The sequence below is a fragment of the Candidatus Zixiibacteriota bacterium genome (assembly GCA_021159005.1).
In the GTDB taxonomy this organism is placed as follows: Bacteria; Zixibacteria; MSB-5A5; order UBA10806; family 4484-95; genus JAGGSN01.
In genome coordinates, this window is record JAGGSN010000228.1 from 1 (window position 1) to 25,577 (window position 25,577).

A 25,577-nucleotide genomic window follows, 5' to 3' on the forward strand; every position below is an offset into this window, starting at 1 on the left:
CTCCGATAAACATCGGCACTTCATCTTTTATTTTGTTAAATATTTATAGATAAGATTTCAGTAATTGATTTTAATTTGATGATTACCCATTTACGTTATTCCCCTGCCGCCGCGAGGGAATCCAGGAAGCTGTATGTTAAACCAAAGGTGGATAACAAGAATACCGTGCCCCGTGTCCGCAGACAGGCGGGCGCCGGCAGGCAGGAGGTGTCGGCATGACCAATCTCTGGATTCCCAATCAAGTTGGGAATGACGCGGGCAGTGTGGGAATGACATCATTATAGCATCCGCCTAAGGCGGACAAAAGGCCGGACAGTAGTGAATTTATTTGTGTTCTACTGCAAAATCCGGGTTTAACCCCTGAAGGGGACATATCCACGCTTGGCAGATAAAAGACTTGTGCAATAAATTTTTCAAGGAGCATGTTTTTATAAGATTCAATATTGTTTGAAAAATCCAATTTGGCTATCTGAATAAATAAACCTATCTGGGAGCTTTTCCATTACCATTTAAGTAGTTTTCCAGATAGTGAAGGTCATCTAAATCTATTACGCTATTGCCATCACAATCGGCGCGCAATTCCGGCCAGGGCAACTTTATTTTCTTCTCAAAATATGTTTTTAAAGCTTTCAAATCAGAATCATCAATTTTAAAATCGTTATTGATATCTCCGGGGAAAAGGAAATATACTTGGCTGAAGATAGTCTCAAGCTGAAAAGTATAGATACCCAATGTATCGCTCAAATTGATTCCCTTATTAGGAATATCATAACCCTCGATTAAAACATCATATGTATGTCCCTTTAGCGAATCATCAGCGGCAGTATGAACATAAAACTCGGCAATCAGGCATGGTTTTTCACAATTAAGCGGCAAATTTGGTTTCCGGTTCAGGTTTGAAAATCCAAGAATGCCCTGACTTGTGTAACCCTCTTTATTCTGATGCGGTGAAGCATCCTTAATCTCTGCCATATCCCAGCCTTTTTGAAACCCCTCAGGCGGTTCATCGTTGACAAACGGCTTATACAGCGTTCCTCCGAGACGTTTCGTAATGAACGCATCTGCCGTTGACAAAGGAATATGAACGGCGGCGGCGCAAACATCGGGATTAGTTTGAATCCAAACAGGGATCGATTCATCGCTGTCAACCCTGAAAATTAAGGGGCTTTCATCCATATTGCCAAACCATATTGTGCCATCAGCTCCCGATGAAGCGCTTGTTGTTGTTAGAGCAGCTGCAATAATCAATAAATATATTTTTCTCATCCTTTATCCTTTCAGCATTTAGTTTAATGCCTTAAGTTTAATTAAATACCTTATAAAGCGCAACAGATAATATTGAAGGAGTTTTTCCATAGCGCGCGCTTTTATAAAATATTATATTTCTTTCCCGCCAAGCATAATACCTATCGGTTTTAAGATATCGATGTTATCGCATATCACTTTAGCGGCGGCGGTAATCGGCACCGCCAGTATTACGCCAATGAAGCCCCAGAGGTAGCCCCATATTATAGAGGAGATTAAAACCGACAGAGGACTAAGATCTACAGAATCTGAGGTTAGCTTTGGCGTAATTAGATTTGATTCGAGTATCTGAACTATTACAAATAACAAAGCGGGAGCTATCATTGCTCCTATTGAGCCTTGAGTAATCCCGGCTATTGCTATGGGAGGTATAGCGCCTATTATTGCGCCTACATAAGGAATCAGGTTAAGCACTCCGGCTAATGGTCCCCAGATATAGGCATACGGCACTTTCATTATCAATAATCCGATTGTAAAAATAATCGACATACCGATAGTTACCCCGAGCTTAACATTAATAAATCCTCTAAGCTGTTTGTTGATTTGCTCAAGAATTGCCGAGGTTGTTTTACGTTTATCGGCGCCAAATAGCAGTTTTAATTTCTCGATAAATATTTCGTAATCGGACAACATAAAATAAGTAAGGAAGAATAACAGGAATCCGGAAAAGGCAAGAGATGTAACCGAACCGATGCCTTTGAAAAATATTTTTCCCGCGCCGGAGAAATTTGAAGAATCAAAAGCAAAATCCTTTATTTGCGGAAAAAGCCCCGGAAAATCTTCGAGATATGAAATTAGCCAATTTTTTACATTATTGAAGTGCTCCAAAGCGGCTTCCTGATAATTGGGAAGATCGCTGGCAAAATCGACTAATTCGGACAGCACTATTGCTGTAATGAGTGTTCCCACCCCCAGTAGAATTAACATCACTATTAATACTGCCAGAAAATGAGGAACCTTCACCCGTTTTAAAAATGCCACAACCGGCGCCAGTATGTATGCCGCCGCCGCCGCTATTGTCATGGGTATCAGAATAACTGAGGCATAGTAAAAGAAGGCTGCCGCTGCAGATATAGTCAATACTGGCAAGGCTATTGAGCTTAAAGTAATTTCTGAAATATTTTTATTGTTCATAAAACCTTCCTTTTATAACTACGATTTACTAATATTTTCAAAAATCTTTTCAAATTCAGCCTCGTTTAAAACAGCGATGCCAAGCTTAATGGCTTTGTCATATTTACTGCCCGGTTCAACGCCAGCTATAACATAGTCTGTCTTGCTCGATACCGATGATGTTACTCGACCGCCGATTTTCTCTATCATTTTTTTAGCCTCGCTGCGAGCGAATTTATCAAGCGTTCCGGTCAGGACAAATGTTTTTCCATTTAAACTGCCTGCGTTTGAAGACGGTTTTTCTTCCGGAAATACAACGCCATATTTCTTTAGCTTTTTAAGTATCTCCAGATTCCTTTCATCTCTAAAATATGCAATAATTGAATCAGCGACAATCGGACCTATTTCATTGATTTCGGTAAGTTTATCCTTGGTTTGCTTTATCAGGTTAGTAATTGAACCGAACGTATTTGCTAATACCGAGGCTAGATGTTCACCGACATTTCTAATGCCAAGCGCATATATAATATTCTCAAGCGGCCTGCTTTTGGAATTTTCTAAAGCCGCTACAAGATTGGCAAACCATTTTTCGCCGGTGTGTTCAAGTTTTAATATTTCATCTTTATAGTCAGGCATCTTATAAAGCCCGGCAATATCCGCAACTAATTTATTCTTGACGAGCATCTCTGCTGTTTTATATCCAAGCCCATCGATATCCATTGCTTCCCTTGAGGCAAAATGCGAAATCCTCTCTACCAACTGAGCGGAGCAGTAGGGATTAGGACATCGAATGGCAACCTCCCCTTCAATTTTCTCGGTTGATGAACCGCAGGCAGGACATTTTTTAAATATTTCATCAATTTGACTTGCCCCCGTCTCATTAACCCTATTGCCTTTTTGCATGACTTTGACTACTTGCGGTATGACATCACCGGCGCGTTGTATAAGAACAGTATCGCCAATGCCGATATTTTTTCTTTCCAGTTCATTTTTGTTGTGAAGCGAGGCGCGGGAGACTGTTGTGCCGCCAACCCTAACCGGTTTCAAGTAAGCAACAGGCGTTAAAATACCCGTGCGCCCAACTTGAGCTTCTATCTTCTCGATAATAGTAGTCGCCTGAACCGGCGGGAATTTCCAGGCAATCGCCCACCTTGGCGAACGCGATAATTCCCCTATTTCCTGCTGTTGAGATAGGTTATTTACTTTGATAACAATGCCGTCTATATCATAATCAAGGCGAGTGCGAAGTTCGGAAATGCTCTTAAAGTAATTGGCTACATCATCAGGAGTATTTAGAAGCTTCAGGTATTCGCTCACTTGAAAGCCGAGATTTTTAAGATGCAGCATCGATTCATAATGAGTAGTGATGCTCTTTCCCGACATTTCTCCGATACCGTAAGCGAAAAAATGTAATGGCCGAGAAGCGGTTATTTTCGAATCGAGTTGACGGACACTACCGGCGGCGGCGTTGCGGGGATTGGCAAACACATCCTTGCCATTAGCAAGCCGCTTCTTATTCAGCTTCTCAAACGAGGATTTAAACATAATAACTTCTCCCCGAACTTCAAGCTTATCTGGAAAATCATCACCTTTCAATCTTAAAGGGATAGTACTGATTGTTCTGAGGTTAGTGGTTATGTTTTCACCGGTTGTGCCATCGCCGCGAGTAGAACCGGTAATTAATATGCCATTATCATAAACAAGCTCAACCGCTAAGCCATCAAATTTTAAATCAGCGGCAAATTCAATCCGGCCGCTCTTATCGCTTAGAATCTCATTTATCCGACTGGTAAAATCATAGAACTCCTGCTCTGTAGTAACCTTGTTTAGCGACAACATCGGTACTGTATGCCGAACTGTTTTAAATTTCGCCAGCGGCGGCGCGCCAACTCGCTGAGTCGGCGAATCAAGCGCGGCAAGTTCGGGGTATTTTTGCTCAAGGGCAATAAGCTCATCAAACAATTTGTCGTATTCGGCATCAGATATCTCTGGCGTATCGAGCATATAATATCGATAGTTATGATGCTCTATCTGTTCGCGGAGGCGCTTGGCTTTCTGTGTTATTTCCATCGAAACCATAGAACAAACATACAATCATTAATTGAGACTGTCAAAGAGAAGTTGGCATAGCAGGCCAGGAAATTGATAAAGCTGCCGCATTGCTCTTGTTGGCAAGCGCACGTTCTCGTGTGTCCCGCCATCAGGATATGTCCGTGCACCAGGTTTATTGACGGACGGGGACATGTAGGTCAATCACCATCCATAATTGTCGTAAGGAAAAGGGTTCTTGGCGACAAGGAGATAATCATGAGCTGCCTATGCTGTATATTGCCGAGTTTCATTAATACCGGCAGGCAGTTCAGCCTAAGCCGTTATTATGCTGTCGATAAACAATTCAAAAGAGCGTCAAATTGCCAACAATAGCCGTTAAGAAATTATTTATTTAGTCGAATATCTATAAAAATGAATTTATTTTAATCAAAATTATAAAAAGGTATTTACAATGGTTGAAACAGACGCTATAATGCCGCCAGTGAATAAACTGGAATTAAAGAAATCTTCACAGCGGAGGGAAATGTCCTGGTTTAATTTTATGTCGAATGATATCGGTATCGACCTTGGTACAGCTAATACATTGGTCTATGTCAGGGGAGCTAATATTGTTTTAAATGAACCCTCAGTAGTTGCAATAGAGAAAGAAACCGATAAAATTCTGGCTGTGGGCATTGCAGCTAAAGAGATGATAGGTCGAACGCCCGACAGTATTGTCGCAATCAGGCCGCTTAAGGATGGTGTTATTGCTGATTTTGATATTACTGAGCGGATGCTGTCTGATTTTATCAGAAGAGTGATAAAGCATCGTTTTCTTATGAAACCCAAGATTATTATATCAGTGCCATCGGGTATAACCGAGGTTGAAAAAAGAGCGGTGCGCGATTCGGCGGAAAATGCCGGCGCCAGAGAGGTTTTTCTGATCCAGGAGCCTATGGCTGCCGCTATTGGAGTTGGCTTGCCAGTCGATCAGCCATCCGGTTCGATGATCATTGATATCGGCGGAGGAACAGCCGAAATAGCCGTAATTGCCTTAAATGATATCGTTTCGGAAACATCGGTCAGGGTTGCCGGAGATGAACTTGATGAATCAATTATCCTTTACCTTAAGAAAAACTATAGTCTGTTGATAGGTGAAAGGACCGCGGAAGATATCAAAATAAAGTTAGGTTCTGCTTATCCGCTCGATAAAGAGGAATCCATGGAAATTAAAGGGCGCGATTTGGTTGCCGGAGTGCCTAAAACCATGAAAATAACCTCCTCCCAGATTAGAGAGGCAATCGCCGAGCCTGTGGATGTTATTGTGGATGCCGTGCGTTTGGCGCTTGAGCAGACCCCTCCGGAATTGGCCTCAGATATTCTCGAACGGGGCATTATCTTGACTGGCGGCGGCGCCTTAATTCGCGGTTTGGATAAGCGCTTGAGGCAGGAAACAAATCTGCCGGTTATTGTTGCCGATGATCCGTTAACCTGTGTTGTCCGAGGTTCCGGCAAGTGCCTTGAAAATATGCAGCAATATTCTAAGGTATTGCTGAAATCCCGCCACAGTTGATATGCAATAAGTCAAGTTAAGAAAATTTAAATAAAGGCATTTTAATTTAATCGGAAGTATTTATTTTTAATAGGTAATGTTTTTTATTTCATATTTCTTTATTCACTGCAAAATATGGAACAAATTATTATATTGGAATCCTTTTAATAAAGAATTGACTTGACATAGAAAACTAAATATTTATTATTTAGGTCTTTAAATAGCTGTTGGGGGTGTAGCTCAGTGGTAGAGCATCTGCCTTTTAAGCAGGTGGTCGAAGGTTCAATCCCTTCCACCCTCAGTTAATTCTCGATGAGTTGCACGGATTTTTAAATGTTTATTATAGCTTACTATACCGATATTATGCCATAAATTAATCCCGGATAGTCTTACTCAATCCCCTTTTGCGTTAATAAATACCCATAACTCCTCTCAAGAGGAGAAAAATATCTGCGCTAACACGTTAAATGATTATACAATTTAAAAATCCCCCACCAGCGGCGAGAGTATGACATCAAGTATAGCATATTATAAAAACAGCACAGTGATGGACTTTATTACATGGTAAATCAGACACTATCGATTAATACTTCTTTAACTGCTTTACCAAGCTGCTGCATAGTGTAAGGTTTTTTCACATATTTGCCTACCCCGAGCTTCTCCGCATCTTTAACCCGGTCTGTCTCCGCAAAACCGCTGGCGATTATAGCTTTCTGTTCCGGGTGATATTTTAATATCTCTTTATATGTGTCCAACCCATCAAACCCGTCTTCCATTATCATATCCAGTATTACAACATCGGCTTGATTTTCTTTAAGATATTCCACAGCTGATCTGCCCTCAGGAGCAATCTCAACATTATAACCCAAACCGGCAAGCAAAGTCGCGGCTAATTCTCTCTGCTCCTGAATATCATCGACAACTAACACCTTCCCGCTCCCCCGGATATCCACTACCACCTCGCGGCTTTCAGTTGAGGTTGTTTCAACAATCGGCAGATATATTATAAACTCAGTTCCCTGATTAAGCTTACTCTGAACATCGATATAACCGTTATGGTCTTTTATTACACCATAGACTATTGCCAGCCCCAAGCCGCTGCCGCTTTTACCCATTTCCTTTTTTGAATAGAATGGTTCGAAGATGTGTTTGATATCTTTTTCATCGATACCAAGGCCTAAATCTTTAACGGTTATAATGATATATTCACCGGCATCTATGTTATCGAAACCCCCTATTAGCTTCTCTATATACCTGCGCTCTGTTTGAATAATAAGTTCGCCGCCCTGAGGCATCGCTTCTATGGCGTTAATGACCAGGTTCATTATTACTTTAGATATATGTGAGGCGGAGCCATGAGCTTTGGCAAGATTGCCGTCAAATTCCGTTTTAATATTCACTCCGGCGTGTTTGGCTTTCAAATTCAAAAAGTCGGGCGACTGCAAGTATGACTCGATAAGTTCGTTTATATCCAAAGGCACCATATCATAACGCCCTCTTCTGGCCATAGTGAGAAGGTCTTGGACAACATCTGCGGCTCGCTGCGCAGATTTTTCTATCATTGAAATATCTTCCCTGATAGGACTATCCTCAGGCAATTTCACCATGATCATTTCCGGATAGGCTACCAGCGGTCCGAGAATGTTGTTCAAATCATGAGCCACTCCGCCGGCAAGAACTCCTATGGATTCCATTCTCTGGGCGCGAATAAGCTTTTCTCTTAATTGCTGTTTTTCTTTCTCTGCCTTCTTTAAATCCGTAATATCAGTGAATACTCCGACATATCCTTCTATGCTCCCATCATTGCCAAGAAGCGATGTCGCTGAAACAATAATCTGGCGCAACTGCCCGTCTTCTTTTCTAATTGTCAACCCATAATTATTGTGTTTAATATTTTTCAGTTTTTTGGTTCCTTTTAATACTTTTTCGAATTCTTCTTCCACAACTATTTCTTTAAAATTCATTCCAATCAATTTATCTAACGAGTATCCAAATAATTTGCAGAGCGCCTGATTGGCGAATAATATATTCTCATTGAGATCAACAATTCCAACGCCATCATGCATAGACTCAATGAATGAGCGGTATTTTTGTTCGGACTGCCGCAGTAATTCTTCCGCCCGTTCGCGTTCAGTAATATTCTTATTAACTCCGCGATAGCCAATTAAATTACCTTTGTCATCTAAAATGGGAACACCGTTGGTCTGAAGACATACAAGATAACCGTCTTTGTGTATATTCCAATTGACAATATCGATAATGTTTTCTTTTTGCATTGCTATTTTTAGAAAATCATTTTTAATCTTCTCCGAGTCTTCTTTTGTCATAAAGTTAAATGGCGTTTTACCCATAAGTTCCTCGGGGCTGTAGCCAAGAACATCTACAACATTTTCACTGATATAGGTATATACTCCATTTTCATCAACTTCCCATATCCAGTCAGAACTGCTTAAGGCAACATCCCTAAACCTTTTTTCAGAGGTTCGCAATGCCTCCTCTATCTGTTTGCGTTCGGTGATTTCTTTTTGGAGCCGCTGATTAGTTAAAGTTAACGCGTTTGTACGCTCTTCGACCAATTCTTCAAGGTGATTCTGGTATTCCCTAATTTTTACTTCTGTTTGTTTGCGCTCAGTGATGTCCCTGAAAACTAAAATGACACCTGTTATGTTTCCTTTATCATCTTTAATAGGAGCTGCGCTGTCATCAATTGGGATTTCTGTTCCGTCCTGTTTTAAAAGGACAGCATTATTAGCCAACATTATAGCGGTTTTTTCACGGAGGGCTTTCGCTACAGGATTTTCAATCGGATTATGAGTATTATTATCGACGATATTAAGCATGTCTTCAATATTTTTGCCAAAGGTTTCTTCTTTTTTCCACCCGGTAAGAGTTTCAGCCACTGGATTTATAAATGTTATATTGCCATCGGTGTCAGTGGCTATGACAGCATCGCCAATACTGCTTAAAGTTGTAGCCAGCCATTGTTCTCTTTCTTTTAAATTCCGCTCCAGTTTATGTCTGTATAGAGCCATTTCAATTGATGTATGCAGTTCTCGTTCTTCGAACGGTTTAAGCAGGTAGCCGAAAGGTCCTGTTAGTTTGGCTCGCTGTAAAGTTTTCTCATCGGAGTTAGCAGTAAGGAAAATAACGGGAATATCGAAGTGTTTAAGGATGCGTTCAGCTGCTTCAACTCCATCCATATCTCCCTGTATTTGGATGTCCATTAGCACCATTTCCGGGTGCGTATTTTCAACATTTTTTATAGCTTCATTCCCGGAAGCGACAGTACCGGTAACAATGTAACCAAGCGTTTCCAGCCGGTCTTTTATATCCATGGCGACTATGCCTTCATCTTCGACAATCAGCACCTTATTTTTTGGCATTCTTTCGCTCCTTTTTCTTTTGTTTGTGGAATCGGGAAGATAACGGAAAATTTTGTTCCTTTTTCAGCATCAAGCTGAATGACTCCCCCTAACTGCCTAGTTAGCGTGCTTACTAATTGCAAACCAAGTGAGTCGGTTGTTTGTAAGTCTGCCTTACCCTTGAAACCGGAACCGTTATCACTGACAGTAAGAATATATTTTCCATCATCGTTCTCGCTAAAATTAATATTAATTTCACCGTTCTCTCTATCCTTAAAAGCGTACTTTAAAGAATTGGAAAAAAGTTCATTAATAATCAAGCCGCAAGGAACTGCAGTATCAACGCCGAGCATTATTTTATCCACGTTAAGATAAAGTTTTATACTAATAGAATTGTTTTCAAATGAGCGCATTAAGTAGTTGGTCAGGTTCCTGGTATATTCTGAAAAATCGATTCGAGCAAGGTCTTTCGATTGATACAATTTTTCATGAATAAGCGCCATTGATTTAACCCGGCTTTGGCTATCTCTGAACATTATCAACGCCTCTTTGTCTTTAATATTTTTAGACTGAAGGTTGAGCAGACTGGTAATAACCTGCAGATTGTTTTTAACCCGATGGTGAATTTCCTTTAGAAGCACCTCTTTCTCTTTAAGAGAGGTTTTGATTTGTTGTTCTGTCTGCTTTCGTTCTGTAATGTCACGAACTACAGCCTGCAATATCTTATGCCCGCCAAGTTCCATAGGAGTTAAAAGGACATCAGCAGAGAATTCAGTACCATCGAGTTTCATGTGCAGCCATTCGAAGTGACTCTTTCCCGTTTCAAATGCTGTTTTCATATTTTCATTAGCAAGCGTCATAGAATCCTGTCCCCCTGGCTGCAGCGGAGGCGAAAACTCGCTTGGGTGCTTCGCTAAAAACTCACTTCTGTGGCTGCAGCCAAACATTTTTAAGGTAGCGCTGTTGCAGCTGAGATAGCCTTTTTCATTTAACGTCATTATAGCGTCGCTGGATGACTCTATCAGAGTACGGTATTTCTCTTCCGAATCCTGCAGCGCTTTCTCCGCTCGTTTGCGTTCGGTAATGTCTATTGCGACAAATACTATTCCCTGAATTTTATTGTCATTAGAACGCATCATCGAAGCTGAAAATAGCACTGGTATTCTCACGCCATTTTTCGAGAGGTAAACCCTTTCAATATTAATAACGCTATCTTCATTAATCAGATTCTGGAGCCACATATTATCAGCAGGTAATGGTTCTTCTGCAAAAATTTTGCTTACCGGCTGACCTATAAGTTCATTTTCATCATACTCCAATAAATCACTGGCAGCGGCATTAACAGTTTGAATAATACTTGATGGCGAAGTTACGATAAGAGTATCGTTCATAGAACGGATGATATTGTCGGTATAATCACGGGCAGAGATCAATTCCGATTGTGATATTTTAAGGGATTCTGTCATCCTATTAAAGGACTTAGCCAATAATCCTATCTCATCCTTGGATTTGACCGCAATAGGAGAGGAAAGATCGCCCTTAGCTATCATTTCCGTTCTTTTAACCAGTTTCTTTATAGGCTCAGTAAAATGATAACCGACGAAAACTACTAGAATGATAACCAGAATCAATCCCAGTACCAGGATTATAACCATACCGCTTATGGTTTCTGTTATCATCGCTTTTATAGTATCGGCATCTTTAAAAGCGGCTATAATCGCTGATTTTTCTCCCTTGATATTAGATATAGGAACAGAATTAAAAATGTAGTCTTTCTTTTCTATGTGAACCTTTCTGATATAAACATCTTGACCTTTTCTGTTTTCGGGTGTTAAAAGATTTATTTTTTTACCGAAAAGCAGGTTTCCTTTCAAATCTGTCAGGTTAGTTAGTATCATTTGATCTTTCTGGATTATAGCAAATTCAATTTCGGATTTTCCCTTCATTTCTTCCAAAAAGAGTTTGTTTTCGTTAAGCAAGCATCCTGCTGTTACTACCCCAACCGTCTTATCATTGTAGCTTAGAGGGCAGGCGGAAATAATAAACACATATTGATCAAAATCATTTTCATAGGGTTCTGTATTTATTTCGGAATGAGGTTTCCCTTTCAGAAATTCATTTTTTGATATTGCATAAGAACTCGCAATAGGACCGCCTTTTATAGCTTTCCTTATGATATTTTTTTCGGGCTGAATGCTGTTTAGTAATTTGCTTGTTTCTTTTCTGGCTATTATATTTGCTTGATTATCTGTGATTATTATCCAATCAATCATGTCCTTTTTGAGAAATTTCTCCAGATATTTTCCCAACTGCTGACCAAGAAGCGATTCTTTACCCAAACTGACTGTAACCTTAACGGCATTGTCCATGGCAATTGATTTAGTTATAGTTTCAATCTGATTCTTTTTATTCTCATAAATCATCATAGAATGCGCTAAATCGTTTTCAACTTTCTCATAAGCTTGTCCCTCTGCAAAATTTCCAAATGTTCGGACAGAATAGATTATGCCAATTGACATGGGAAGAGTAAGTATGACAATTAAAACACAAAGCAGTTTTGTTCTGATACTATTAATTGACAGCTTTTGAAGTGTCTTGAGAATTTTATTTATAACTCCAATAAACATTTTCATTTTACTGTGCCAGAGCTTTGAGATTGTCTGAAATTCTTCATGCTTATCCCTATTAATGCAATTCTATTTTGTAACAATTCGGCTGGCGGCTCCGACTATCTCCAACGGTATCTCGATTCCAAGTTCCCTTGCCTTTTTAAGGTTGATTTCGATTAGATAACCGGATGGTTGAACCGGCGGTATTTCGCCAGGATTTATTCCGGAAAGAATTTGCGCCGCCAAGTCAGCGTGTTGAGCGCCTAAAGCATAATGATCAGTGAGAACTCCGCCGATAGCTCCAAGATCGGTAAACCTGCTGGTGATACCTAAAATTGGAACTGAAGATGATGTCAATCTCGAAAATAATAATGAGTCGGCGCTGATATTATCTAAGGTGTACCAGCCAAATACTACATCTAATTTGTTCAGGCTGCTTTCCAGTATGTTAAAATCAGGTTTCTTTGTATCATAGTTGTAAAAATTTACATACTTAAGATTAAAACCGTAAGTCTCGGATAAGCTTCTTAATTCTTTAACGTAAGTGATTTCCTGTTCCATCACTCCGGAATATGCAAATCCCAAATTTTTGTATTTGATTGAATCGGGAAATATCTGCCTGAAAATCCTTAGCCTTGTGGAAGGCGGAACGCCATAGCTTATACCTGTGATATTAGTTCCGGTTGGTTTACCGAAAACCTTAATTAAGCCTCCCTCAATAGGGTATGTTACACCAACAAAAGCCATAGGTATTTTAGCCTCCTTAACTACCGGCCAAACAGGCGTGCTTGCGCCGGTGCCAATTGTAATAATCAAGTCTGCGTCATTGGCAATAAGTTCTTTGGCAATCTTTATGTTTTTATCGTAATTTACCTCTTCGGGTTCTCCAATTTTTAATTCGTAAGTTAGATTATCGCCTATTTTATAACCTAAATAGTCGAGTCTTTTTCTTAATCCCTCTTCTATCTCGACCGCATAGGGAGCGGGAAGTTGAATAATGCCTATCTTAAATGCTTTATTTGGTGATGCCGCAATAAACGGAGAAAAGAAAAAGTTAACTGCTGTCAATATTAGAAATAACAAAGGCAAGTATATTCTATTAAATGATTTTATCATATTACAAACCCTCACGAAAATCCATCTTTATTCTGATAAAACCGGACTCTAATTTTACTCAATATCCTGATGATTGTTAACAGTCCGGCTTCTTATAATTTTTAATCTATATGCCGCCGATTTCCCGCTGATTAAACGGGATTTCCATACCATCAAGGGAGCTATTATAAAAAGCTCCCCTAAATTCGGCTGTCGATGGTTCTTAACTCAAACCATATATTGTTAAAATCCGTTATTTAATTACAACCCCCCTGGGTATTTAATGTATGGTTTTCGCTAAAAGGTTACCTTAAATTCCATTGACACTTGAGTAATCGGGTTATCCGAACCGAAAGCGAATTTCAGCAAATCTCCCGGATAGAATCTGGCTGCAGTCAATCCTAAATGAAAGCTATCCGAATGATTGTACATTAGATTCACATCAATTTCCTGACCTTTTTCCGTATATCCCAAAATAGGTGTATCACAACTAAGGTCGCTCCACATTGTCTTAAGGGTTAATTTTCCATCTAAAGCTTCAGGAGTAGCCTCGAATCCGGCAAATGGTATAACCACATTAGTAACCGCTTCGGGATGCGCATCATTGAGTATCTCATAAACGATTACCGCCATACTGTAAAAACAATCTCGACCTATCCTGCGGAAATTTTCATCCTTGTCGGTAGTAGATGCATTGTCTCCGCTGACTTCAACATATCCACCGGTTAGCTTGAAGCCGAAAAGATTGGAAACGCTATTATTATAAAAAGCAATAGCTCTCCACAAACTGCCGCCATAGGTTTGATTGGTTTCATTGTTTTTGCCAAAGTCCAAACCAAACATAACGTCATATTCTAATCCGGCAACCGGTGTTATCGGTCCTCTGGCTCTCATTCCGAATAATTCCAGATGATCTTTTTCTCCCGAATCAAGACCCCTTCTCCGGCTATAGAAAAAAGCCTTGAGATTTTGACTTTCCAGCCAATTTGAATTTCTCAACTCCATTGCATAAATGTCAGTATCTTTATCGTTTACATACAATCCCGTAGTCATAAAAGTGGAGTCTTGTCCGCTTCCATCCCCAAGACCGGCTTCGGATTTTTTTCCGTATAAACTCATCATCTTCACCTTGCCAATGTCCCAATCTGCTTTTATGGCATCAATCGAGGTAACCGCCAGTAATCTGCCCGACTGAGGGCCATAATAAAAGAAAGCATCTTCCTTTTCTCCGACAAATTGACGCCCTACAGTGAAATCCACATCCTTCCAAATATTGGATACCTTAAAATTAGCATTATGTATGCTAATATTTTCTAAGAAACTGCCATCACCCGTTAAGTATTCAGCCGCGCCTGGTTCACCGCCCCCTTGATACCAGTCAACGCTCTTTCCCCATACTCTGGTGTGCCCGAGTTTTAAAGAGATAGCAACTTCTGAATTAATAATGAAATCAGTGTTGATTAGCGCTCTTGTGAGAGCAAAATTATCTGTAACTTCAGAACCCTTGTAGTTTTTCAGGGAAAATGCCTTAGTAAGCAATTGCCCCCCAATTTTTACCTTGTCGGAAATCTTTAAGGGTTCGGCAAAACTTGCACTGAAAGCAAATAAAACAAAACAAATCGCGGTTGAAAACAACATTGCCTTCTTCATTTTTTTCTCCTTCTTCCAATGTTAAGATTTAATTAGCCATCTGAAAAAATTAAAATATGTAAAATATTCATGTAATATTATTATCCATTATTTTTCCTTTGTGTATTATTTCGGTAATTCAAACTGTATCTTTTGCTAAATAAAGATATTATTAAGGCATAATTAATGAATTTAATTAAACATCAATAATTTTGTTGTAAACTGAAACATTTTAGCTCAATAATTATTGATAAGATATAATTCAGCAAGACAGCGTGTAAATGAATCAGTGAAAATGACTATCATGAAAATAATAGATATGATGAAAACTAACGACAATTTATCGATGGCATCAAAAATGCCCGGTTGATAAGTAAATATTAATTTTGACCGATTCTATGTCTGCATGCCCTATTGGCTTCTTTTCGATAGCCACTTAGCATACTTTTCAACCGCCGTTTACACCCTCCGCATTAATAATAAATCAACGTTTATTGGTATATCTGTGGTGTTCTCTGACGCTTTCTGGTGTCGAAAAATGTAGGTCGGATATCAGCTAATTTCCGATGTGTAAGGATAGATATTCTCGTAATGGGTAAGCTGAAATTCAGTTGGGGGAATTACAATTCTCGTGTCCGGGATTTGAGTCCCTGTGCTAATAGTTGTGTTTCAACCACTTACAGGGATTTATTGAAGATATAGTATCATTTTGCTTGGTCGCTAAGCAAATAATAATCACGTATAATCATATACGCATATAATAAGCAATTAATTCGTATTGACTTTCAATGAGAATGATTATTGTATGTTAATATAAAAGCAAGCAAATTATTTAAGTTTTTGGGTTTTGTTGCTTCAAGGAAATCGGGTTTAAATTTTGGTTTAATGAAATGATGTTAGGTTTTATTATGCTTAATTATAATTATTTTCTTATGAAAGAGATAGAACAATAAAAGTAAAAGACATTATTGCTAAACATAGTTTGTCATTATTTATGTATTTACATCTATAAAATACTTCAAGTAAACATAAAAGGAGGCTGCCTTTGAAAATATTTTTATAGCTCATTTAGTAATCTTAATAAAGCCTAAAAAGGGAAGTCAGGAATCAGTATTTTAGGCTGGTAATTATTGTTTGCAGTTAACTGCAGCAATAAATTGAATCATTTGATTTGGGGTAAAATAGCATTAGTTGATTAATAAAATTTTTTGAGGAGATATGATATGAACAAAGCTATAGGATTAATTATCCTGTTTACTATCATTTTAAGCGTTGGTATGGCTTCGGCAGAAACAATAGAAGTCAGTCAACCAACATATGGAACCAGCAATAACGCCTATGATCGAAATCCTTCAATCGTACAATATGGCGACGATTACTGGATGTTTTACGCCAAAGGAGACGATATTTCCACTAATGGCGTTCGCGGAACCGGGTATGACCCCGATGCTGATGAGTATGTCATTTGGTATAAGACTGCCTCATCATTTGAAGATTTAGCGGCGGCATCTGAAACAAAACTGGCATTGTCAGAGACGAATCGGCCAGCGAATTTCGATCAAAGGGTAGTTTCAGCAGCGGTTTTCGATGGCAATATCTACGCGTTTGTTTCCAGCGGGCAATCTGGTGCCGACAGAGGTTTGTATTATTATGAATACAGCGGCGGTTCCTGGAGCGGCCCAACTACTCTTATCGCGGACGGTACGGCGCGCGGCGGTCATGTCAATGTCGCAGTGAATAGTACGCATATCTATATTGTTTGGGAATCAACAGCTGACGCATCATCTGATTGCTATACTTGGGATGGTACAACCTTGAGTTCAAAGATTGATATCAGCGATGGCAACCAACCAAAGATTGCTTACTATGAACAGAATAAATCGGGTAATCTGTTTGTTGTAAATATTGAAGATGGTACTGGGGACATAGAAATATTTTTAGCCATTGCTTCCCCAAACCCGCTTTTCAGCCATCATTCAACAGCCATACCCGGCGGAGGTTTTTACGATCCCTGCATATTCACAGATGGCACAGACCTTTATGTAATCTCCGCTCCTTATGTCTCAATTGACGATCACCAATACCTGATTCAAACGAAATTCGATAACTTTACCTCAACTTGGTCAAATACAAAGACTGTATCTTTTGGAGGTTATGGCAGTACTTGCTGGTGGGATTACTGGCCATGCGGTTATCATGATGGAACTGATGCTTACGTGTTTTTCACTACCGAAACGAATAGCCCAGTTTACGGCGATGGCGAGATTGCTTTTATTAAAATGGATTGGGAGCTTGATAACAACCATTATTTTTATATCCAGAATGCCGTTAATCAGGCCAGCACCGGCGATACTGCAGCTATTGAGGATGGTTTATACACCGAGTCAAATATAACAATTGATAAATCCTTAACCGTTATAGGCAAAACAAGAGATGGTGTAATAGTAGCGCCTCTTGCCGAAGATATTGGTTCCGGAACAAGCAGCTTCGATGGAACTTATCAATATGGTTTTATGGCTATCGCAGATAATGTTACCATTAAGGATATTACTATTGATGGCTCCGCCAATAATCTCGCAAATGGCGGAACATTACCTGATCATAATAATTACAGGGTAGGAATCGCTAATTATGCTGATGGTAATGATGGCTATAATAACTTAACTGTAGAAAATGTAAATGTCAAGTATGTGCGGCAGCACGGTATAGCGCTCGGATATTACGGAGGTTCTCTTAATGGCGGACATTCCGTTACCGCGTGCAATATAGATCATGTTGATAACAGAAGAGGCATTTGCAGTTATGACGCCCCTGTTGTTATTTCCGGTAATGATATTAGCTACACCGGTATGGGTATATATGTTTCACCTTCACCACTCTTACCTGAGGGGTCGGGTGAAACTATTACAATAACCAATAACACCTTAACCTATATTGCCGGTATGTACAGTCTGTATTATGGTCATAATTGGCCTTGTGTGGGTATCTATTACAGGAATCCAAACTATGACCAAGAACTGATATGCACAGGGAATGATCTAACTATAGGCGATGGAGATGAAGAAACCGATATGGTTGGCGTAACAGGTATGTACATTTATAATGCTGACAATAACAGTATTATAGATGATAATACCATAGATGCCACAAGCGGTACTGAAAACTGGGGAATTTATCTCGGTGGATGCGCTGGAACAATTGTTAGCAATAATGATTTCATTATGAATGAGAAAGACTGCGGCATTTACCTGGGGCGCGGCAACCCCGATCCATTGCTTGTTGTTCCGAATATAGTTAGCGGTAATACCTTTATTTCCTCTTTGAGTTCTTCGAGTTCAATAACTGAAGGAACTGCAATTATTCAGGGCAATCACGGAGACCTGTTCTGGATGGTAGAGGATCCTCAAAATACAGATAATACTATAACCGGCAACGTCATCGATGGCTTTGTCAGAGGTATTTTGCTGCATGATGATGGAATTGCCGCTTATAGTGTTAATGCTGCTATTAACAATAACAGCATCATTAATAATAACGTTTATGGCGTGGATGCCTCAACGCTTGTGAATACAATCGATGCCTCCGGCAACTGGTGGGGTACCACAGTACCAGCTGAGGTGGCGGGAAAAATCAGCAGTCATGTTGATTTCACACCCTGGCTTGGCGGCGGTACTGATACAGACCCCGGCTTTCAGGGCGATTTCTCCGAACTCTGGGTTGACGACGACAGCCCGCAAACCGGAACAACCGAACGGATTCAGGAAGGGGTTAATCTGGTTGATGGCAGCACAGTGAATATTGCAGCCGGAACATATGTGGAGACTATCGACATCAGCAGGGATCTTTCCCTAATTGGAGAGAGTGAAGCCAGTGTTTTAATCGATGCTAGCTCTTTCAGCGATTATGGAGTTTATGCCATCGGCGACTATACTGTAGCGTTGGAGAGTTTCACTGTTGAAGGTCCTCCTTCGCAAACCTATGGGTATGGCGTAAAAATATCAGGCGATAACGCCAGTATTTCTATCAATGATGTAACGGTTCAGAATAGCGGAAGGTCAGGCTTTGATCTTAATGGCGTAGTTTTTGGCGACCTTCAGAACCTTACAGCAACCGGAAATGGCGGCGTAGGCTTAGGTCTTTCTGATTGTGATAATGTTACTATCAATAATATGACATCCAGCGGCAACGCCTGGGGAGGAATCGGTATATTTACATATGGTCATTTTTATACCGGCGGCTCGGATAATATCACACTGACCGAGACCAATAATCTCGCTGATTACCTTTACACTCAAATTGATAATTACAATGATCCGCTAAATCCATATCCGATAACGAATCTTGATATTCCGATTTCATTATTTGGCTATATTGTTAGCAGTAATTTAGCGTTTACCTATATCGGCTATTTCCCCGATTTGGCAACAGCTATCGGGGCAGCTGCAGGCGGTCCCGACCCAACAAATTCATACGTTATTGAACGTGTGAGCGGTGAGTTTTATGTAGGACCGGGAATGACCATACAGGCGGCTATTGATGCGGCAAGTGATGGAGATATAATTAATGTTTTGGCTGGAACTTATGCTGAAGCATTAAACATTCCGACTAACAATTTGAGCATAATCGGAGCCGGACGCTCATTGGTTGCTATAGATGCCGGTGGTTTATCCGGTTTTAACAACAGCGGCATTTATGTAGCCGGCAACGCGGTAACCCTGCAGGGCTTCACATTTACCGGTGAACCATCAACGGCTGCGCCGCGTTACGGGATTAAATATGGAAGTGTCGTCGGAGGCGCTTTAACAGATATTCTGGTAACCGAATTCTACCGAACCGGAGTAGATATGCTCGGCTCTGATGGTCTGGTTATATCAAATTTTGAATCTGCCGACAATGGCGGTAACGGAATTCAGATTTGTGATGGCAGAAATATAAGCTTTAATAATATCACTACCAGCGGCAATGCCTGGGGCGGTATCGGGATATTCACCTATGGCAGATATGCACCTATGGGCGTAGAAAATATTGTTTTCACTGGCACCAACAGCCTTGGAGAAACCAGCACAGATAACGGAGGTTTATATCTTGAGGAAGGCAACTACAGTGATCCTGCCAATCCTGAGCCAATTACTTTCAGTATCGACCCTCTTGATAACGCTGATGTAACTATCCAGCTAAGCGATTTTGTATATTTCATGAAAGGCGATTCTGACAATGACAATATCTATACGCGTTTTTATACATCATTAAGCGATATCTTAAGCGCCTTAGCTGGTTCGCCCGGACACATCACAACTAACAGGACAATGCAGAATCTGATGTTTCCCCATAATTTCTATGTGTACGATATCGCTAACGGTTTGATGACCATTCAGGCAGCCGTTGATGCAAGCGTTCCAGATGACACCATTAATGTAATGACAGGAAATTATGAAGAGCAGGTAGTAATTGGTAAGAACCTGATTGTAACAGGCGAAGGCAAGGATGCAACCATCATTGAATCGCCAACCACTTTGACGGAATATTTCACTACCAGCGCTGCTAATTATCCTATAGTCTATATTCATGATGCTGATGTTGATTTTGAAAACATGACAATTGACGGTCTTGGTCGTGGAAATACCAATTATCGTTTTGTTGGCATTGGTTTCTGGAATGCTGGCGGTTCGGTCAACAACGTTCGCCTAACCGGTGTACGTGATGAACCATTTAGCGGCGCGCAGCATGGAGTCAGCATATATTCATACAATGACACTGATGGCCCATATACGATCAGCGTTAGTGATGTGGATGTAGACGATATGCAAAAAACAGGAATTGCTTTACTCGGCAACGGCCTTACCGTTGATATCGATAATGTTACCACTATTGGCAATGGACCTACGGATGTTACAGCTCAGAATGGTATTGAAGTTGGCTATGGCGCAGGTGGTACAATAGATGATTGTACGATTACCGGGATAACTTATACCGGAGCAACCTGGACAGCATCAGGATTGCTGCTGTTGGAATCCTCTGTACCGATTATCTCAACAAATGTCAATATCGATCAATGCCAGACAAGCGTATATTTCTCGAACGCCAATGGTACTTTTGATTCAGGCACTATTACTAACCCCCATGGCGATGCTTTATATGCTTTTAGTCTTGGCGCCTTACGGTCTGACGTTAAAATACCTAAAGCTAATCCTCAGCCAATTGACAAGTTTGCATCTGTCGTAAATGATAGATCTCCCGTTGATGTTACGGTTAGCAATAGTATCATAACCGGCGCTGATGCAATTGATAGCTGGGGTCCTGCCGGGTATGCTATCGGTCCTGTTGCATTTACTGTAACCAACTGCGAAGTTTCCCATTGGGATTGGGGAGTTGTGGTTTACGATGATGGAGGAGGCATCACATCAAATGTAAGCTATTGCAAACTCTATGATAACCTGAGCTATGGCTTATATACAAATGATGCTGACATTCTCGATGCGGAGCACAACTGGTGGGGCACGCTCAACTGTCCTGTGATAACTGCGTCTATCAGCGGCGATGTTGATTTTGAACCGTACTGTAACTCCGATTTCTCAGATTGCAGTTTCACCTGCGAGGTTAGTATTGTCTGGGTGGATGATGACTGGGCAGGGTCGTCTGATGGTCAGGATATTGGCGGCGGCAAATATTTTAAATATAACGCCTTCGATATCATCATGGATGGCATAACAGCGGTTTCGGAGCACGGCACAGTTAATGTTGCCGCCGGCATATATCACAACGATATCACCGCTGGTTATTGGGATGGCGGAAACTGGGTCTATACCAACAGAATCGACAAGAGTATATCAGTACTTGGCGCTCAGGCTGATGTTGACCCTGCCGGCAGTACCGATGAACGATCCGGCGGTGAATCGATTCTGACCAGAGATGAAGGTTTGCCATACTCGATTGTTGCTCCGAATGTGGTTGTAAATGGATTCATGAACGGCAGCAATTCTCCGAATACCGGCGGTCGGTTTATAATTGGCGATGATGCTGATAATGTTATTATCAAGTATTGCATTATTCAGAATACGCCAAACACTTCTTCCGGACATGGCATTTGTGTTTACCCGGGAGCCGAGAATACAATCATCTCATACAATACTATTGCCAACACAGCTTGGGAAGGCATAAGAAACGATGGCAACGCTGAGATATCTTATAACACTATCAGAGACATTGTTGCCAACAAAGGCATCATGTTTGGCGAAAACAGCAGCGGCAGTATTGGCAACAATACAATCTTCAATACATTCTATGAGGGTATAGCGGCTTTTGCGAACGCATCTATAACCGGTAATGATATATCAGGCTGTTATCATGGTATCCAGATTCGTGGTGATGCTACCAATTACACTATTGATGGCAATAACATCCACAATAATCAGAATCATGGAATAGAAATACCCAATTATTCCGGAGAGATTGTTGCCGGAGCAACCATAACCAACAACACTATTGCTGACAATCCATATTGCGGAGTAAAAGTTGGCGGTAATACCGATGGTTCTGGTTATTATATCAGCAACAACACTTTTATCGGCAACGGCATTTATGGAGTGGAGTCATTTACAACTGCGGATGTTAATGCAGAGCACAACTGGTGGGGCGCTTACTGCGGTCCGTATCATTCGACTGTCAATCCTCTCGGCGAGGGCGACGGAGTAAGCGACAATGTTGATTTCGATCCCTGGTGTAATGATGATTTCACCGATTGTACATTTAGTCTCAGTGATCCTCCTGCGGTAGTCTGGGTGGATGATGATTACACTGTAACCGGTTATAATGACGGCCACCTCTGGTGTTATGATGCTTTTGCTTCTATCCATAACGCCGCCAAAGCTGTAGCCGATAATGGTACTGTGCATGTAGCCGATGGCACATATAGAGAACAGGTTACAATAGAATCCAAAAGTCTGGATTTATTAGGCGCCGGAATCGGTATAAGCATAGTTGAAGCTGTCGATGTCGTTGATCGCAGTACTTATGTGATTACTCAATGGAGCGGCAGTGCTAAAACAATCGATGCCTGTATTGGTGTATTAGACGCTGGTACCGTAAATATCTCTGGTTTTACTGTTGATGGTAGAGACTTAGGTCCCAATAATTTCTACGGGATTCATTATTTCAACACTGATGGGGCTGTAACCGGTTGCCGTATTGAGGATATTACTTATACTGGCAGTCCTAGCTCATCCCAAATTGTCAGCCTTGCTGCAACGCATGGTGATGGGCAATCTGCAGCGATAGAATTTTCAGATATTAAAATTCCGAATTTCCAGAAGTGCGGCATCCTAACAATGGGACCCGGTATAGCTTTTACAATTAATAACAATACGGTTGAAGGACAAATCAACCCTAATCTGGCGCCAAATGGCATACAGGTTTCTTATGGCAGTTTTGGCAGCCTGAGCGGCAATGAAGTTAGCATGGTTGGTTATCCGGGCGATGACTGGGCTGGAACCGGTATCCTTCTTTTCGAAAGTGGAGATGTTACTGTTACGGGTGGTATTGTAATTGGATGTGAGAGCGGCATTAATCACTCGCAATGGAACTGGATATATACTCCATCTGCTACTCCAACGGTTATTGTTGATGGTGTGGATATGGATGATAATCAATGGTCTGTTTCGACTCATATTGCTAATGATGGCGTAAATCTTAATTTTGAAGTGAAAAACTGCGTTATTGATAACAGCCTTTATACGGGCATTAATCTCTGGGGCAGTGATGAGGACCCATGGGGAGGTTCTTATTACAGCGGCTGGACGAATGGTACATTAAATGTTGATATCCATGATAACCATATAACAAACAGTAACGGTGATGCCATTGATGAATTTATAGAACTGCCTACTGGAAATGTCGTTAACTGCACGGCTATACGCAATAATTATTCGGGCTATGCGGATTATGGAGTTTACAACAACTTCACTAACATGATAGATGCTACTCAATGCTACTGGGGTATGCCGGCAGGACCTACAACATTTAGGAATAACGGCAGGCAGAAAATCGTAAAAATGCTATCAATTCCATTTGCTCCTGATGAGAGTGAAATGCCTGCTGATATTTCCGTTGTTCTTAAAAGACCTGATGAAGGCAGTGTCATTCTTGACGGAGTTACCAGTAATGTCGATTACTCGCCATGGTGGGGCGGCAATTATGTTGACGATAATCACGCTTCCTTCTGGAGCTGGTGGGTAGACAATTCTAATTCCTCAACCATACAGGAAGGTATAGACTTCACATTAGAAGGCGATACTGTTTTCGTTACTCCTAACGAATATACCGGCATAGGCAATAAAGAGATTGATTTTGGCGGAAAAGATATTGTCTTAAAAGCATCCGAAGAAATTGATAATACAATTATCAACTGCGAATCATCCGGCCGGGCTTTCCATTTCCATAATGGCGAAACAGAAGAAGCTAAAGTAATCGGATTTACGATAAAGAATGGTTCCGTTGTCGGTAGCGGCGGCGCATTCCTGTTTGAGGGCTCGAGTTCACCAATAATCACTTCCTGCTTAATTGTAAATAACCAGGCTTCAAGCGGCGGCGCATGTTATGTCTATGATTCACAACCTACTTTTATCAACAATACGATCAGCAAAAACGCAGCGGTTGGCGGTTTTTACAGCAATGGCGGCGGTTTTTATAACAATAATTCCAGCCCGATAATCACAAATAGCATTTTCTGGGACAACACAGCCACTGGAAGCGGAGACCAGATTTATAATGGGACACCAGAAATTACTTATTGTGATATTGAAGGTGGTTATATCGGGGCAACCAATATCGATATCAATCCATTGTTCCGCGACCCAACCAATGGTGATTTCCATTTGATGTCTATTGCTTGCGGAGATGCGTTTGATTCACCCTGCATCGATATGGGATACCCTAACATTAAAGACGCAATAGCTGATTGTAATCATGGGCTTGGAACAGATAGATCCGATATCGGCGCTTACGGCGGTGTTGTAATCCTAAGCGGTTATGAATATCTGCCTGGTGATGCAAACATGTATAATGGCCTTTGGCCGCCTATTGTTATTGGCGGAGATGTTACATATCTTGTAAACTACTTCAAGGGATACGAAACCAGCTTGCCATGTTTATTGAATGACTTCTGGTGTTCTGCTGATGCCAATGGTGATTGTCAGGTAATAGGCAGCGATGTTATCAGGTTAGTTAATTATTTCAGAGGTTTGGGCGATATTCAGTACTGCCCGGAATATTTACCACTATGGCTGACTCCTGACGACATTCCAGCGGAAGCTCCTGATGGATGGCCAAATTGTGAGATACCGACGATGAATAATAAAACTATTCCATCTAATTCTATTAGATAATAGTAAATCCACATGGTTTCAAAGGCGGTCTTTTGTGGCCGCCTTTTTTTATCCGGAGTTTAACACTTGCGTTTTGATAAGGCACAGCGCTGTAATATGTTAACCATAATTGCGATTAGAAATCCGACACAACAAGACTCTTCATTGAGGGCCTCGGGACTTTCAAAGCTTCGAAAATCTCAAGCTGCTTTGCATCCGCGCTCACCAAGGCATGATGATGACTATGACCGCTTTTCCAAGCAACAACATCTATCCGGCGTAGTTTGCTAAAAGCCTTCTCAAAACTATGCTTAGTCTTTTTCAAACGAAGATTGAAAAACACGGTAAGCTGTAAAGCCATAAAACATATAAATAGCTGCCGCTGAAAAACCAATTAATTCCTTTACAAACAATAAGTTTCTATAGTAAAAACAGGTATCAAATTGCAAGGAATCGTGAGATTTTAGCCAAAAAGTATGTAAAATGATCCCTTTAAAATTAAACAGACTGGAGTTGAATTTGT

General features: G+C 40.7%; 10 protein-coding genes and 1 tRNA gene. 3 read left to right on the forward strand and 8 right to left on the reverse strand.

Annotated features, from left to right (window positions below; all coding sequences use genetic code 11):
- Positions 1-483 precede the first annotated feature (483 nt).
- From J7K40_15020 to ligA, 3 genes are all read right to left on the reverse strand, one after another.
- The gene (locus J7K40_15020) at positions 484-1,266 is read right to left on the reverse strand and encodes a dockerin type I repeat-containing protein (protein MCD6163711.1); all 783 of its coding nucleotides are present in this window, start codon (positions 1,264-1,266) and stop codon (positions 484-486) included.
- A 111-nt stretch (positions 1,267-1,377) separates the two neighbouring features.
- A complete protein-coding gene (locus J7K40_15025; protein ID MCD6163712.1) occupies positions 1,378-2,439 on the reverse strand; it encodes an AI-2E family transporter in 1,062 nt (353 codons plus the stop codon).
- Positions 2,440-2,457: 18 nt separating this feature from the next.
- On the reverse strand, positions 2,458-4,488 hold the full coding sequence (gene ligA / locus J7K40_15030; protein MCD6163713.1) for an NAD-dependent DNA ligase LigA: 2,031 nt from the start codon (positions 4,486-4,488) through the stop codon (positions 2,458-2,460).
- 505 nt (positions 4,489-4,993) lie between these two features.
- Here ligA and J7K40_15035 point away from each other — a divergent pair.
- Together J7K40_15035 and J7K40_15040 are read left to right on the forward strand one after the other, a co-directional pair.
- Positions 4,994-6,022 carry a rod shape-determining protein gene (locus J7K40_15035; protein ID MCD6163714.1) on the forward strand — a complete coding sequence of 343 codons (1,029 nt, stop codon included), beginning with the start codon at positions 4,994-4,996 and terminating at the stop codon, positions 6,020-6,022.
- Between the two features lie 208 nt (positions 6,023-6,230).
- A tRNA-Lys gene (locus J7K40_15040) sits at positions 6,231-6,302 on the forward strand.
- A gap of 268 nt (positions 6,303-6,570) precedes the next feature.
- Here J7K40_15040 and J7K40_15045 read toward each other — a convergent pair.
- From J7K40_15045 to J7K40_15060, 4 genes are all read right to left on the reverse strand, one after another.
- Positions 6,571-9,384 (reverse strand): PAS domain S-box protein, encoded by a 2,814-nt coding sequence (locus tag J7K40_15045; protein ID MCD6163715.1) that lies wholly within the window; start codon positions 9,382-9,384, stop codon positions 6,571-6,573.
- Positions 9,363-11,996 (reverse strand): PAS domain S-box protein, encoded by a 2,634-nt coding sequence (locus tag J7K40_15050; GenBank protein ID MCD6163716.1) that lies wholly within the window; start codon positions 11,994-11,996, stop codon positions 9,363-9,365. The genes J7K40_15045 and J7K40_15050 overlap by 22 nt, the downstream gene beginning before the upstream one ends.
- A gap of 63 nt (positions 11,997-12,059) precedes the next feature.
- Positions 12,060-13,088: an ABC transporter substrate-binding protein gene (locus J7K40_15055; protein ID MCD6163717.1), complete on the reverse strand. Its 1,029-nt coding sequence runs from the start codon at positions 13,086-13,088 to the stop codon at positions 12,060-12,062.
- Between the two features lie 276 nt (positions 13,089-13,364).
- Positions 13,365-14,717, reverse strand: a complete 1,353-nt coding sequence (locus tag J7K40_15060) for a hypothetical protein (GenBank protein ID MCD6163718.1) — start codon at positions 14,715-14,717, stop codon at positions 13,365-13,367.
- Positions 14,718-15,919: 1,202 nt separating this feature from the next.
- Here J7K40_15060 and J7K40_15065 point away from each other — a divergent pair.
- Positions 15,920-25,075, forward strand: a complete 9,156-nt coding sequence (locus J7K40_15065; GenBank protein ID MCD6163719.1) for a right-handed parallel beta-helix repeat-containing protein — start codon at positions 15,920-15,922, stop codon at positions 25,073-25,075.
- A 290-nt stretch (positions 25,076-25,365) separates the two neighbouring features.
- Here J7K40_15065 and J7K40_15070 read toward each other — a convergent pair.
- Positions 25,366-25,577 (reverse strand): hypothetical protein (locus J7K40_15070; protein MCD6163720.1); only part of this gene is annotated, 212 nt, incomplete at its 5' end.